We start from the raw sequence: 12,983 nt of genomic DNA, 5'->3' as shown, positions 1-12,983 counted from the left end.
TTACTCTGGAACCTCCGCAACGACCCGAGGAGTGACACCCAAGCCACGATGGACGGACCGTCCGGTAGTACCTGCGCCGCCCCTCCGCACCGACATCCCGGAGCGGCGGCATGAACACCTCGTTGCTGCTCCTCGGGGCGGCCTTTGTCCTGATCCTCGCGAACGGCTTCTTCGTCGCCGCCGAATTCGGCCTGGTGACCGTGGAGCGACCGGCCGCCGAACGTGCGGCCGCCGCGGGTGATCGTCGGGCACGCAGCGTCGTCGAGTCGCTGCGCAAGCTCTCCTTCCAGCTCTCCGGCACCCAGCTCGGCATCACGATCACCTCGCTGGTCGTGGGCATGCTCGCCGAGCCCGCTCTGGCCGACCTGCTGTCCGGACCGCTCACCGCGACCGGCGTCCCCTCCGGGGCGGCGCCCGCCATCGCCGTGGTCATCGGCATGATCCTCGCGTCGGCCGTCCAGATGGTCGTCGGCGAGCTGGTCCCCAAGAACTGGGCGGTCTCCCGCCCGCTGCAGGTGGCACGTTTCGTGGCCGGACCGCAGCGGGTCTTCTCCGCCGCCTTCCGCCCGGTGATCGAACTGCTCAACACCGCGGCCAACCGCCTGGTGCGCGCCCTCGGCGTGGAACCGGCCGAGGAGCTCGCCTCCGCCCGCACCCCGACCGAGCTGGTCTCGCTCGCCCGGCACTCCGCTCAGGCCGGCGTGATCGAGCAGGACACCGCGGACCTGTTCGTCCGCACCATCTCGCTCGGCGACCTGACGACGGAGAACGTGATGACCCCGCGCGTGCGGGTCAGCGCCCTGCAGGACACCGCCACCGCCGCCGACGTGCTCAACCTGACCCGGGCCACCGGGCTGTCCCGCTTCCCGGTCTACCGGGAGCGGCTGGACGACATCGTCGGCATGGCGAGCCTCAAGGACGCCCTCGCCGTCCCCGCCCACGAGCGCGACCGTACCCCGGTCGGGCGGATCACGGTGGCGCCGCTGCTCGTCCCCGAGACGCTGCCCGTCCAGCCGCTGCTGGAGCGGCTGCGGCGCGAGCAGCCGATCGCCGTCGTGGTCGACGAGTACGGCGGCACGGCCGGCGTGGTGACCCTGGAGGACATCGTCGAGGAGCTCGTCGGCGAGGTCCGCGACGAGCACGACTCGGCCGACCTGCCGGAGCTGGCCCAGGTCCCCGCCGAAGGCGGCAGGCCCGCCTGGGACGCCGACGGCGGCTGCCGCATCGACCTGCTGGAGCGCATAGGGCTCGAGGCGCCCGAAGGTCCCTACGAGACCGTGGCCGGCCTCGTCGCCGACCTGCTGGAGCGCATCCCCGAACCCGGTGACACGGCAGTGCTGCCCGGCTGGGAGCTGCGGGTGCGCGAAGTGGCGCACCACCGTGCGGAAAGGGTTCGCCTGGTGCGCGTCGGGTTCGACGAGCCGCAGGCGGGGCAGGAGCGGGACCGATGAGCTTCCTGCAACTGTTCCTCGCCGCCCTGCTGGTGCTGGGCAACGGCTTCTTCGTCGGCGCCGAGTTCGCGCTGGTCTCTGTACGGCGCAGCCAGATCGAGCCTTTGGCCGGAACCCACCGGCGGGCCAGAACCGTGCTGCACGGCCTGGAGAACCTGCCGCAGATGATGGCGGCCGCCCAGTTCGGCATCACGGTGTGCTCCCTGACGCTGGGCGCGGTCGCCGAGCCGACCGTGGCCCATCTGCTGGAACCGCTCTTCGTGGCCGTCCACCTCCCGGAGGGCCTGGTCCACCCGGCGGGCTACGTCATCGCGCTGGCCGTGGTGGTCTTCCTCCACCTGGTCATCGGCGAGATGGTCCCGAAGAACCTGGCCATGGCCGCGCCCGAGAAGACCGCGCTCTGGCTGAGCCCGGGACTGGTCGGCTTCGCCCGGCTGTTCAGGCCGGTCATCGCGGTGCTCGGCTGGAGCGCGAAGATCATCCTGCGGCTGTTCCGGGTCGAGCCCAAGGACGAGATCGACGCGGTCTTCACCAGCGAGGAGCTCACCGCGCTCGTCGAGGACGCCCGGCAGGCCGGCCTCCTGGACGACGACGCGCAGGAACGCCTGGAGGACGCGCTCGAACTGGGCAGCCGCCCGGTCACCGACGTCCTGCTCGCGCCGGAGGAGCTGGTCACGGTCGACGCGACGGTCACCTCCGCGGAGATCGAGGAACTGACCGTCCGTACCGGCTACTCCCGCTACCCGGTGGCCGGACCGGACGGGGTCTACCTCGGCTACCTGCACGTCAAGGACGTCCTCGACCTGGACGATCCCGACCGTCCGGTGCCCTCGCGGCTCTGGCGGCCGATGGCCACCCTGCGGGCCGAGCTGCCGCTGGACGACGCGCTGACGCAGATGCGGCGCGCCGCGTCGCACCTCGCGGCGGTCGCGGACGCCGGCGGGCGGGTGCTGGGGCTGGTCGCCCTGGAGGACGTGCTGGAGATGCTGGTGGGCGAGGTGCGCGACCCGGCTCACCGGGAGACGGCCCCCGAGCGGGAACCGGCACCCGAACGGGAGAGCGTTCACGCGCCGCAGGCGCTGGCGAGCTGACGCGGAAGGGCCCGGGCGACGATCGCCCGGGCCCTTCTTCGTGCGCGGCGCGCGAGCGTGCCCCGGGGCCGGCGCGGTCCCGACGGTCCTCGCGGTCCCCCCGGCCCCCGGCGCCGCCCGGCCCGTCAGTCCAGGGGCTCCGGCGGTGACAGCCCGGGACCGCGGCCCGACAGGACCTCGCCGTACGCCTGCATCAGATCGGGCAGCCGCAATGTCGACAAGTCGTCGCGCGACGGCGGGCCCGCGTAGCCGGACAGCCGCAGATCCCGGTAGGCGCAGCTCTTCTCGTAGAGCGTGCGCAGGAAGCGCCCGTTGCCGAGTTCGTCGATCCAGCCCTGGTCGACGACGTGGCCGCTGATCGCCAGCAGTTCCTCCAGCGCCTCCTCGTCCCAGCGGTCGCCGTTGTCGGCGGCCAGGACCTCGCCGATGCTCGTGAGCTCCTGCGGGCGGTAGCTCGGGAAGTCGACGCGGGTGGTGAAGCGCGAACCGAGCCCGGGGTTGGCCGCGAGCAGACGGTCCATGCCCTCGGGGTAGCCGGCCAGGATCACCACGAGCCGGTCGCGGTTGTCCTCGGCGCGCTTGAGGAGCACCTGCAGGGCCTCGTCGCCGTAGGCGTCGCCCTTGCTGTAGCCGGAGTTCGACAGGGCGTACGCCTCGTCCACGAACAGCACCCCGCCGAGGGCGGAATCGATCAGCTCGTTGGCCTTCACCGCGGTCTGGCCGAGGAACTCCCCGACGAGATCCGCTCGTTGTGCCTCCACCAGATGATCGCCGCCGAGCAGTCCCAGGGCGTAGAAGACCCGGCCGAGGATGCGTGCGACGGTGGTCTTCCCGGTGCCCGACGGTCCGGAGAAGACGAAGTGCCGCTTCGGGGGCTGCACCGGCAGTCCCTGGCCGGCCCGCAGCCGGGCCATGCGCAGTTGCGCCGACAGTGCGCGGACCTGGCGCTTCACCGGTTCGAGGCCCACCATGCGGTCCAGTTCGGCCAGCGCCTGGGCGAGCAGCACCGGGTCCGGCGCGATCACCGGCACCTGCGGCGCGATGGGGGAGACCGGCAGGATCGCCTTCTCCCGGATGTCGTCGTCGATCGGGCCGGCGCCGCCGAGCGGGTCGTCCAGCACGGAGCCGCCCGTACCGCCCCCCGCGACGCCCATCGCACCCCCGCGCACGTCCAGGGGATCGGGATCGGGCGACAGTCCCTCGGGGGCGGTCTGCCCGAAGCCCGGCATGGCGACGGAGGCGTAGTCGACGGCCTCGTCGCCCAGGCCGTCCGACTCGTCGATGGCGGTGAGGCGGGCGGAGGTGTCCATGAACCCGGGGTCGACGCGGTGCACGGCCCGGTACAGCGGCAGCGCGGCCGCGGTGCGGCCGGTGCCCTCGTAGGCGCGCGCCAGCCAGTAGCGCAGTTCCTTGCGCTGCGGCTGCTCGCTGCGGCACCGCATGAGAGCGGTGACCAGCAGCGGTTCGGCCTGCCCGTACAGCTCCAGACGCACACGGGCCATCCCGCCGAACAGGCCCGCCTCGATGCCGAGGACCGGGTCGCCGAGCAACGGCTCGGTGTGCCGGACGAGTTGGTCCCAGTCCTTGACCAGGTAGGCCCGGCAGGCGTGCAGGAAGCGGACGTGCGGGTCGGTGTCGACCGGTGGGCACTCTGCCAACGCCCGGTCCAGTTCCGCGATATGGCGTCCGTCGAGCCAGTGCGAGGCGTGGGCCAGCAGCAGGTCGCGACGGGTCTCCAGGACGGGCTGCACCCACCAGCCCAGCCAGTACCAGGAGTTCATGGAGCGGCGGCGGGCCCGCCGCTGCTCGCCGAAGCGGTCGCGGTGCCGGTACATCTGCAGCAGGGCGGTGGCGGTGTCCGCGCGCAGGGCGTGCAAGCCGAGCCAGGCGTCGGCCATGCCGGGGTCCAGCCGCACCGCGACCCGGAACTCCTCCTCGGCCTGGGTGTACGCGCCCATGGTGTAGGCGTCCACCGCCCGCACCCAGGCGAGATCGGCAGGGGAGCCGGGGTGTTCCGTGCCGAAATCCATCAGGTCCCCACCAACCGTTCCCCCCGGTGTCGCCCACCGCCCCAACCACACGACCCGGAGCGGGAGTTGATACAGGGTGCGTGCCGCGAACGCATCTCCTCGCACCCCGATCGCATGGTACCCGTGCAGGCGGGGTGTGCCGTAGAGCCACGCGGGCCGTGACGTTGGGTGAGCAAATCGCTGCCGTACGGGGCCGGATCACCCGTCCAGGGCAGAACGAAGCCCCCGGTCACGGGGGAACAACCGGGGGCTTCGCGTCGAGGGGCGGTCGTACAGGACCGCGCATTCAGAACGTAAGTCCTGTACGGCCCCTTGGTCAAGCCACCCCGGAGCCCCGTCCGGGGGCCCGACTGGGGCGTGGGCACACCGGCAATCAGTCGTCACGCTGGGTGAGTGACCGTGTGCGCCAGGGCCGTTCCATTGGGCATTTCGCGTACCTCGTACCCATTCGGCACCTGCCGCACCAGCAGTTCGGCGAAGGGTCGGGTGGGGTCGGCGGCGAAATGGGCGTCCTGCGCGCGCATCCAACCGGTCCAGAACGCGGCGAGCTGGGGGCCGTCCCGCCGTTCGCCGCGCTCCCGGGCCGTGTCGCGGGGAACGTCCAGCCACAGGGTGCGCGCCAGCCACGGCCGCACCACCCGCCGTCCCGCGCCCACGCCCTCGATCAGGACGACCGGCGCCGGGGGCACCTCCAGCAGTGGGCCGAAGGACCGGGCCACCCAGTCGTACTTCGCGGGCCGTGCCGTCCCGCCCCGGCTCAGCGGCTCCAGCACCTGCTGGCGGAGCCGGCCGGTCCAGGCGAACAACTCGTCGTGGGTGGCCAGATCGTCCAGGTGCAGCACAGGCGCCCCGCCGAGTGCCCGGGCCAGCGCGCCGGCGAAGGTCGTCTTCCCGGCGCCGGCGTGCCCGTCGACCGCGACCAGGCGCACCGCTCCGCACGAGGGCGGCAGCGAGCGCAGCAGGGCGGCGAGTGCCGGGAGGGGATCGGGGGCGGTGTGCTCGTCCATCGGTGCAAGCCTACGACCTGCGTCGACGCGGGCGGCCTGCGGTGGGCGCCGGCGGCGTCTACGGTGAGAGTCGTGACCGACACCCCCCTTGCCCCCGGCCGTGGTGCCCCCTCGGCAGCCCTCTATCCGGCCGAACGCCTCGAACTGGCCCGCAAGGCCGCAGCCGACGCCGGACTCGACGCGCTCCTCGTGTCCCCCGGACCCGATCTGCGCTACCTGACCGGCTACCACGCCCACCTCACCGAGCGCCTGGTCTGCCTCGTGCTGCCGGTGCTCGGCGAGCCCTTCCTCGTCGTGCCCGAACTGGAGAAGCCGGGAGCGGAGATCTCGCCGCTCGGCGGGCTCGGCGTCGAGATCGTCGGCTGGGCCGAGACCGAGGACCCATACGCACTCGTCGCCCGCCGTCTGCCCCGCACGGGCGGCGGCGGCCGTGTCGCCGTCGACAACCACATGTGGGCGGAGAAGGTGCTCGCCCTGCGCGCGGCGCTGCCCGACGCCGAGCAGAGCCTGGCCGGGGAGGTGCTGCGCGAGCTGCGCATGCGCAAGACCCCCGCCGAGATCGACGCGCTGCGCCGGGCCGCCGCCGCCATCGACCGGGTGCACCGGCGCATCGGCGAGTGGGTCACCGCGGGGCGCACCGAGCGGGAGGCCGCCCGCGACATCGCCGAGGCGGTGCTCGAAGCGGGCCACACCACGGTCGACTTCGTCATCGTGGCGTCCGGACCCAACGGGGCGAGCCCGCACCACGAGGTCTCCGACCGCGTCATCCGCACCGGCGACCCCGTCGTGGTCGACATCGGCGGCACCACGCAGGAGGGCTACTGCTCCGACTCCACCCGCACCTACTCCGTGGGCGAGCCCCCCGCGGAGTTCCGGGAGATGTACGAGGTGCTGCTCAGCGCCCAGCACGCCCAGACGCTGGCCGTGCGCCCGGGCGTCACGGCGGAGCAACTGGACGCGGTGGGGCGGGACATCATCGCCGCGGCCGGGTACGGGGAGCACTTCATCCACCGCACCGGGCACGGCATCGGCCTGGAGACGCACGAGGAGCCGTACATCGTGGCGGGCAGCACTCGGCCGCTGGAGCCCGGCATGGCCTTCTCCATCGAGCCCGGGATCTACCTGCCCGGCCGCTTCGGCGCCCGCATCGAGGACATCGCGGTGTGCACCGCCGACGGCGGGGAGCGACTCAACCAGACAGCCCGCGAACTCGTCGTCCTGCCGGGTTAGTCCCGATGTGTTGACTCCGGGTACCGCTGGGGGGTATTCCGGACCCACGGGGGTGTGCGCGGCGCGCTGAAATGCGCGCGGCGTACGCCGGAGCGTCTGGGGCCCAGCAGGGTGCGGGAGTCGGGGGGCCGGCTTTGATCGACAACGAGCACGACTTCGGGGTACGGCAGTGGGTGGTGGGCGGGACCACCGTGATGGAGCTGTCGGGGGAGCTCGATCTGTATGCCGGTGAGAGCGCCGGCGCACGACTGGACGAGGCATGCGCCGGGCCGCAGCCCGACGTGGTGGTGGACCTGCGGGGGCTCAGCTTCCTCGACTGCAGCGGCCTGTCGGTGCTGATCCGCGCGCGCCGGCGCACCCTGGAGCGCGGCGGGCGTTTCGGCCTCGTCGCCGACCATCCTCCCGTGCTGCGGCTGTTACGGCTGACCCGCACCACCGGGGTCTTCGCCGTGCACGGCGACCTCGCCTCGGCCCTTGCCGCCCGCGGCACCACCGGCCCGTCGGCGGCCACCGGCGGCGCGATCGCCTGAGCCCTACGCGGGCCGCGGCGCCAGCACGATCCACACCTGGCCGGGCGCGAAGGTCATCGGAGCCCCCTGCGCGGTGGTGAACCGCGTTCCCCTGCTCGCGTCCGGGCGCGACCAGTGCGCCCGGTAGGCCGCGCCGTCGCGCAGCACCTCCGCCTCGCCCGAGCCGACGGTCTCGCTGTACGGCGAGATGCTGCCCCACCGGTCGTGGTACCGCGAGGCGCGCACGGTCACGTACTGGATGACCACCGTCGGCGCGCCGAGCCGCCCGGAGCCGGTCGCGGTGGCCGGCCTGCCGTCGAACGAGACCAGCCAGCGCCGCTGTTCGGCCGACCAGCGCAGGCCGACCGAGGCGGACGGGAAACGGACGGTGCGAGTGGCCGCGGCGGTACCCCCGGAGGGTGCGGGGCCGAAGCGGAAGCCGATGTCACGGCTCGCCGAGGCGTCCGGGGCGGCGGCCAGCAGGCGTGCCGGCGAGGCGTACAGATTGTGCGGCGCCGGACGGGAACCGTCCCGTGTGTAGCCCCCGCCCGCGCGCCCGGGGGAGACGTCGTACAGGGGCGCGGCCGCGATCACCGGCAGCAGCCTGGTCTGCGCGCCCGAGAAGGCGAGCGCGGGCCTGCCGAACTGGCGCAGCAGCTCCAGGTCCGACTCGCGGGCGCTGCGCACCGGGCCGACACGGTCCGGCAGATGGGAGGGGGACGAGGAGAACACCGCGAGGATCCGGGTGAGCCCCGCCTCGACCTGCTCCACGTAGACCAGGTCGGCCCGGTCGATCCCGGTCTGCGGCCGGGCCGGGCCGACGTTGTCGATCTTCACGGCGAGCACCGGACGCGGCCGGTCCTGGGGCAGCCCGGTGAACGGTGAACGCTCACCCAGGGGTGATGCCGACGGTGCGGGCGACACGGACGGCGCGGCCGCCGGGGGCGTGCTGGGGCGCGGCGCGTTCGACGTGCGGTCCGCGCCGCCGTTGCGCGCGAAGAGCAGGCCCGCGACCAGCACGGCCAGTGCGGCCAGCACCGCCACGACGGTCGTGTTCGTGGCGCGTCTTCCTCCACGGTCCACCACAGCCACCTCTCGGACTGCATAGATATACCGTTACCGGAAAATCAATTGCGGAAGTAGCTCGCTTCTTCCTAGTATCCGTCACATGGAGCCGGTACCCCAGAGCGCCGCGTCGGCCGATTACCTCGCGGCTGACGAGGTGATCGACCACGGCCACCCGTTGGTGCGTGAGACCGCCGCCCGGCTGCGAGCGGCGGCCCCGACTCCGCATGACTATGCCCGGGCCGCCTACGTCTTCGTGCGGGACACCATCCCGCACTCCGCCGACTCCGGGGACCCGCGCGTCACCTGGCGCGCGTCCGACGTCCTGGACCGGCGCACCGGCATCTGCCACGCCAAGTCCCATGCCCTCGTCGCGCTGCTGCGGGCCGAGGGCATCCCGGCGGGCCTGTGCTACCAGCGGCTCACCGACGACGACGGGAACAACCCGCTCGTGCACGGCCTCATCGCGCTCCGGCTCGCCGGCCATGACCGCTGGGCCCGACAGGACCCGCGCGGCAACAAGCCCGGGGTCGACGCCCGTTTCTCGCTCCGGGAGGAACGGCTCGCCTGGGTGCCGCGGCCGGAACGGGGCGAGTGCGACTACCCGGGCCTCTACCCCGGGCCGCCGCGGGCCGTGCTCCGTGCCCTGCGGACCGCGGCCGACCGGGCCCACCTGTGGCGGCTGCTGCCCACCGAACTGTGAGCGGATGTCGGGACGCCGACACGCGGGCGCGTGCCGTCAGCTGTCCGTGGCGGACCGCTCCTGGGCGGCGACGTCCTCCGGGGTGGGTGCCGAGCCGCCGAGATGCGCGGGCAGCCACCAGTGGTCGTCCGGACCGGACGGGCGGCCGGTGTACGCGCGCTGCGCGTCCTCCAGCAACTCCTGTACGCGCAGGCGCAGACGGCGGGTCAGCGCTCCCGGCTTCTCGTTCTCGCCGGCCTGCATCTGCTCGCCGACGCGGATCGAGATCGGGAAGCGGTTGCGGCCGAGCTGGCGCGGCTGCCCCTTGGTCCACATGCGCTGGGTGCCCCACAGGGCGACCGGCAGCAGCGGCACCCCGGCCTCCATCGCCAGGCGCGCCGCACCGGACTTGAAGGACTTGAGCGTGAAGGACTGCGAGATCGTGGCTTCGGGGAAGACGCCGATGATCTCACCGGAGCGCAGCGCGGACAGGGCGTGCTTGTACGCGTGCATGCCCTCCGAGCGGTCCACCGGGATGTGCTTCATCGCCCGCATCAGCGGCCCGGACACCTTGTGCCGGAACACCGACTCCTTGGCCATGAAGCGCACCAGGCGCTTGGCCGGGAGCACCGTGAGACCCGCGAAGACGAAGTCCAGGTAGCCGATGTGGTTGCTGACGAGCAGCGCGCCGCCGCTCCGCGGCACGTGCTCCGTGCCGGAGATGTCGAAGCGCAGACCCTGCACCCGGAACATCGTGCGGGCGAAGCCGATGACGGGTGGGTAGACGAGTTCGGCCATGCGTGGGGCCCCTTCTTCGTAGGGGCTGGCCCCCGGTGGAAGTTACGCGGCCGTAGGTTTGCGACCGCGGGCTGATCGTGCACCGTAAACGGGTGCCGTGTCATCCCGCGTGCCCGTCCCCGGGCGAGATTCTCATCACGTCACCCGGTCGTACGACGCATCAGCAGGTACATTTCGCAGCCGAGGCAGTAGGCGAACACCGCGTTGAGGAACGCCGCCGCCAGCGCGCAGCCGGTCGCCGCCAGCCCCAGCCACTGCGGGCCCGCGAACCAGCCGACCAGCCCGATCAGCGCGAACACCAGCCCCACCGCCTGCGCGAAGCGCGGGGGCGCCGGGTCCTCGGTTTCGGTCGGAGGGCCCAGCCGGGGGCGCACCACCGTGCGGAACAGCAGCCCATAGGGTGAGTGCTGCACCCCCACCGCGGCGCCCACCGCGAATACGAGCGCCTGGACGGCGAGCAGCCAGCCGCTGCCGGTGATGAGGACGACGGCCAGCACGACCGTCGTCAGGCTTGCGGCGAAGCGCGGTCCTCGGGCATCAATGGCGTGAGTGCTCATGGCAGTCATGATTCCGGACGCCGGCCCGGTCGGAACCCCGGGAATGATGGCAGTCCTGTGAACGCTGCAATCGCCGGGAGGGCGGACATGACCGGAGTGGTGGTATGCGTCGCGGTGCTCGCCGCGGCGGCGGTCTTCGGACTGGTGCACCGGCGGCGCGACGGAAGGATACGTGTGCGGGACAAGGACACGGCCGAACTGCTGACGGCCGGTGAGATCGGCGCGGAGCTCGGCGAGCGGGCCACGCTCGTCCAGTTCTCCAGCGCGTTCTGCGCCCCCTGCCGCGCGACGCGCCGCACCTTGGAGGACGTGGTCCGGATGGTCGACGGCGTCGCGCACGTCGAGATCGACGCGGAGGCGCACCTCGACCTGGTCCGGCGGCTCGGCATCCTGAAGACCCCCACCGTCCTGGTGCTCGACGCGGACGGCGCGATCGTCCGGCGCGCGGCGGGGCAGCCCCGCAAGGCCGACGTCATCGCGGCCCTCGGCGCGGCGGTATGAGGCCGGTCCCACCCGCCCAGGCGCCCTTGACGGCGCGGCGTCCTGATCGTCAGTCTGACGTTATGTCGCGAGACCTGCTTCTTTTCGCCCGCTTCGACGTCGACCTCGGTCGGCACGCGAGCGCCCGCTGTCATTGCCGCTGAGCGTCCAGAAGTCCGTAGGCCTCCGGCTCGACAGCACCAAGAGGACAACTCCATGACCGCGTCCCCTGACTTCGGCACCCCGGCGAGCCCCGCTCCCACCCAGTTGCCCGCGGCGCCCTACCCGGCCGGCGCCGCTTCCCCCGGATCCGCCGCCGATGCGGGATCCCCGCCGTCCGCCTGCTCCGCGGCGCCTGTGTCCGACGCCTTCGACACCACGGCCTTCCGCTCGGTCTTCCGCCGCCACGCAGCCGGCGTCGCCGTCATCACCGCACCGGGCGCGCGCCCCGTCGGCTTCACCGCCACCTCGCTCACCTCCGTCTCCGCCGAACCCCCGATGGTGTCGTTCGGCATCAGCACCACGGGTTCGACCTGGCCGACGGTCGCCGACGTCGCGTACGTCGGCATCCACATCCTCGGCGAGCACCAGGAGGACCTCGCGGCAACCTTCGCCCGCAGCGGCGCCGACCGCTTCGCCCCGCCCACGGCCTGGGGCCCCGGTCCCTACGGCGTTCCCCTGCTGGAGGACGTCTCGGCCTGGCTCGTCGCCCGCGTGGTGGCCCGCATACCCGCCGGCGACCACCGGGTCGTCATCGCGCAGGCCGTCGCCGGAGCCCCGGATGGCCCCGCCCGCCCACTCCTCTACCACCAGGGACGATTCAACGCGCTGCGCCACTGAACAGCGGTGCGGAGCCGCCCGGCCACGTCGGGAACGTCACAGTTCACCGCCCTTGCGCACGGGGAAGCAGCGGACTGTACTGGCGAGTAATATTTCTGCCGGAGCGCCGCAGCGTCCCGGCGGGGAGCGGCCGTCCACGGCGCCTATGCTGCCTTTCACTGGGCAGTTGACGTACCCGACGCAGAAGTAGGAGAGCACGCGTGAGCTTGAGGATCGTTGTAGCGGTGAAGTACGTGCCTGATGCCACGGGTGATCGTCACTTCGCGGGGGATCTGACGACGGATCGTGATGCGGTGGACGGTCTGTTGTCGGAGTTGGACGAGTATGCGGTGGAGCAGGCGTTGCAGATTGCTGAGGCGTCGGATGGTGCCGAGGTGACGGTGGTGACGGTGGGTCCTGGGGATGCGAAGGACGCGTTGCGCAAGGCGTTGTCGATGGGTGCGGACAAGGCGGTGCATGTCGAGGACGAGGGTTTGCACGGCAGTGATGTGATGGCGACGTCGCTGGTGCTGGCGAAGGCGATCGAGCGTGTGGGGTTCGATCTGGTGGTGATGGGGATGGCGTCGACGGATGGCACGGCGGGTGTGGTGCCGGCGTTGGTGGCGGAGCGTTTGGGTGTGCCGCAGGTGACGTTGTTGTCGCAGGTGGGGGTCGAGGGTGGGGTGGTGTCGGGTCGTCGTGACGGTGATTCGGCCAGTGAGCAGCTCGAGGCGTCGTTGCCGGCGGTGGTGTCGGTGACGGATCAGTCGGGTGAGGCGCGGTATCCGTCGTTCAAGGGGATCATGGCGGCGAAGAAGAAGCCGGTGGAGTCGTTGGGTCTGTCGGATCTGGGTGTGGATGCGGGGCTGGTGGGTCTGGCGGGTGCGTGGTCGGTGGTGGACGAGGTGGCGGCGCGTCCGGCGCGGACGGCTGGTGTGATCGTGAAGGACGAGGGTGAGGGCGGCCGGCAGCTCGCGGAGTTCCTGGCGGGTCAGAAGTTCATCTGAGCAGTTTTCGCAGTCTTCGTTTTCCGATCCGCTGGGAGTGTTTCTGATGGGTGATGTTCTGGTCTTTGTGGACCATGTCGGTGGTGTGGTGCGTAAGCCGTCGCTGGAGTTGCTGACGATTGCGCGTCGGCTGGGTGAGCCGGTGGCGGTGGTGTTGGGTGTGGGTGCGTCTGCGGCGGCGGGTGTGCTGGGTGAGCATGGTGCGGTGCGGGTGTTGGTCAATGAGGGGGCGGAGTTCGCGCAGTATTCGGTGGTGC

General features: G+C 72.2%; 13 protein-coding genes and 1 pseudogene. 9 read left to right on the top strand and 5 right to left on the bottom strand.

The features are described from left to right. Window positions 1-110: 110 nt before the first annotated feature. Both ACIP98_RS30805 and ACIP98_RS30800 read left to right on the top strand, forming a co-directional pair. A complete protein-coding gene (locus ACIP98_RS30805) occupies window positions 111-1,451 on the top strand; it encodes a hemolysin family protein (protein ID WP_319664285.1) in 1,341 nt (446 codons plus the stop codon). Further along, entirely contained in the window at window positions 1,448-2,542 is a 1,095-nt protein-coding gene (locus ACIP98_RS30800; protein ID WP_401979034.1) for a hemolysin family protein, read from the top strand. Before ACIP98_RS30805 ends, ACIP98_RS30800 begins: the two co-directional genes overlap by 4 nt. Window positions 2,543-2,667: 125 nt before the next feature. On the opposite strand, the gene ACIP98_RS30795 is transcribed toward ACIP98_RS30800, so the two are convergent. Beyond that, window positions 2,668-4,572 carry an AAA family ATPase gene (locus ACIP98_RS30795; protein ID WP_319664282.1) on the bottom strand — a complete coding sequence of 635 codons (1,905 nt, stop codon included), beginning with the start codon at window positions 4,570-4,572 and terminating at the stop codon, window positions 2,668-2,670. Between the two features lie 380 nt (window positions 4,573-4,952). After that, window positions 4,953-5,579 carry a uridine kinase gene (locus tag ACIP98_RS30790; RefSeq protein WP_401979032.1) on the bottom strand — a complete coding sequence of 209 codons (627 nt, stop codon included), beginning with the start codon at window positions 5,577-5,579 and terminating at the stop codon, window positions 4,953-4,955. Between the two features lie 63 nt (window positions 5,580-5,642). On the opposite strand from ACIP98_RS30790, the gene ACIP98_RS30785 reads away from it, so the two are divergent. Continuing rightward, window positions 5,643-6,809, top strand: coding sequence for a M24 family metallopeptidase (locus ACIP98_RS30785; protein WP_401979031.1), 1,167 nt, complete (start codon window positions 5,643-5,645; stop codon window positions 6,807-6,809). A 134-nt stretch (window positions 6,810-6,943) separates the two neighbouring features. Next, window positions 6,944-7,339 (top strand): STAS domain-containing protein, encoded by a 396-nt coding sequence (locus ACIP98_RS30780; protein WP_401979030.1) that lies wholly within the window; start codon window positions 6,944-6,946, stop codon window positions 7,337-7,339. A gap of 3 nt (window positions 7,340-7,342) precedes the next feature. On the opposite strand, the gene ACIP98_RS30775 is transcribed toward ACIP98_RS30780, so the two are convergent. Beyond that, entirely contained in the window at window positions 7,343-8,401 is a 1,059-nt protein-coding gene (locus tag ACIP98_RS30775; RefSeq protein ID WP_319664276.1) for a DUF3048 domain-containing protein, read from the bottom strand. An 85-nt stretch (window positions 8,402-8,486) separates the two neighbouring features. Between ACIP98_RS30775 and ACIP98_RS30770 the strand changes: the two genes are divergently transcribed. After that, on the top strand, window positions 8,487-9,086 hold the full coding sequence (locus ACIP98_RS30770) for a transglutaminase family protein (RefSeq protein ID WP_401979029.1): 600 nt from the start codon (window positions 8,487-8,489) through the stop codon (window positions 9,084-9,086). A 36-nt stretch (window positions 9,087-9,122) separates the two neighbouring features. Here the strand turns inward: ACIP98_RS30770 and ACIP98_RS30765 are convergent, their stop codons facing one another. Next, complete coding sequence (locus tag ACIP98_RS30765; RefSeq protein WP_319664273.1) at window positions 9,123-9,863, bottom strand: lysophospholipid acyltransferase family protein; 741 nt, start codon at window positions 9,861-9,863, stop codon at window positions 9,123-9,125. Window positions 9,864-10,003: 140 nt separating this feature from the next. After that, the gene (locus ACIP98_RS30760; protein WP_319664272.1) at window positions 10,004-10,420 is read right to left on the bottom strand and encodes a DUF4395 domain-containing protein; all 417 of its coding nucleotides are present in this window, start codon (window positions 10,418-10,420) and stop codon (window positions 10,004-10,006) included. An 87-nt stretch (window positions 10,421-10,507) separates the two neighbouring features. On the opposite strand from ACIP98_RS30760, the gene ACIP98_RS30755 reads away from it, so the two are divergent. From ACIP98_RS30755 to ACIP98_RS30740, 4 genes and pseudogenes are all read left to right on the top strand, one after another. Further along, entirely contained in the window at window positions 10,508-10,921 is a 414-nt protein-coding gene (locus tag ACIP98_RS30755) for a TlpA family protein disulfide reductase (RefSeq protein ID WP_401979026.1), read from the top strand. Window positions 10,922-11,116: 195 nt separating this feature from the next. Beyond that, window positions 11,117-11,740 carry a flavin reductase family protein gene (locus ACIP98_RS30750; RefSeq protein ID WP_401979025.1) on the top strand — a complete coding sequence of 208 codons (624 nt, stop codon included), beginning with the start codon at window positions 11,117-11,119 and terminating at the stop codon, window positions 11,738-11,740. A gap of 200 nt (window positions 11,741-11,940) precedes the next feature. Continuing rightward, complete coding sequence (locus ACIP98_RS30745) at window positions 11,941-12,726, top strand: electron transfer flavoprotein subunit beta/FixA family protein (protein WP_401979024.1); 786 nt, start codon at window positions 11,941-11,943, stop codon at window positions 12,724-12,726. Window positions 12,727-12,772: 46 nt separating this feature from the next. After that, window positions 12,773-12,983 (top strand): annotated as a pseudogene (locus ACIP98_RS30740) (electron transfer flavoprotein subunit alpha/FixB family protein); the annotation flags it as partial.

Origin of the sequence: Streptomyces sp. NPDC088354 (genome assembly GCF_044753585.1) — a bacterium.
GTDB lineage: Bacteria > Actinomycetota > Actinomycetes > Streptomycetales > Streptomycetaceae > Actinacidiphila.
The sequence above is the reverse complement of the archived record's forward strand: the minus strand, read 5'-3'. Positions and strand labels throughout refer to the sequence as shown.

What these genes read in the sequence shown, in the direction of transcription:
- ACIP98_RS30750 (WP_401979025.1), top strand. Translation starts at nt 11,117, where the DNA reads ATGACCGCGTCCCCTGACTTCGGCACCCCGGCGAGCCCCGCTCCCACC.
- ACIP98_RS30760 (WP_319664272.1), bottom strand. Translation starts at nt 10,420, where the DNA reads ATGAGCACTCACGCCATTGATGCCCGAGGACCGCGCTTCGCCGCAAGC.
- ACIP98_RS30770 (WP_401979029.1), top strand. Translation starts at nt 8,487, where the DNA reads ATGGAGCCGGTACCCCAGAGCGCCGCGTCGGCCGATTACCTCGCGGCT.
- ACIP98_RS30800 (WP_401979034.1), top strand. Translation starts at nt 1,448, where the DNA reads ATGAGCTTCCTGCAACTGTTCCTCGCCGCCCTGCTGGTGCTGGGCAAC.
- ACIP98_RS30805 (WP_319664285.1), top strand. Translation starts at nt 111, where the DNA reads ATGAACACCTCGTTGCTGCTCCTCGGGGCGGCCTTTGTCCTGATCCTC.
- ACIP98_RS30765 (WP_319664273.1), bottom strand. Translation starts at nt 9,863, where the DNA reads ATGGCCGAACTCGTCTACCCACCCGTCATCGGCTTCGCCCGCACGATG.
- ACIP98_RS30795 (WP_319664282.1), bottom strand. Translation starts at nt 4,572, where the DNA reads ATGGATTTCGGCACGGAACACCCCGGCTCCCCTGCCGATCTCGCCTGG.
- ACIP98_RS30790 (WP_401979032.1), bottom strand. Translation starts at nt 5,579, where the DNA reads ATGGACGAGCACACCGCCCCCGATCCCCTCCCGGCACTCGCCGCCCTG.
- ACIP98_RS30755 (WP_401979026.1), top strand. Translation starts at nt 10,508, where the DNA reads ATGACCGGAGTGGTGGTATGCGTCGCGGTGCTCGCCGCGGCGGCGGTC.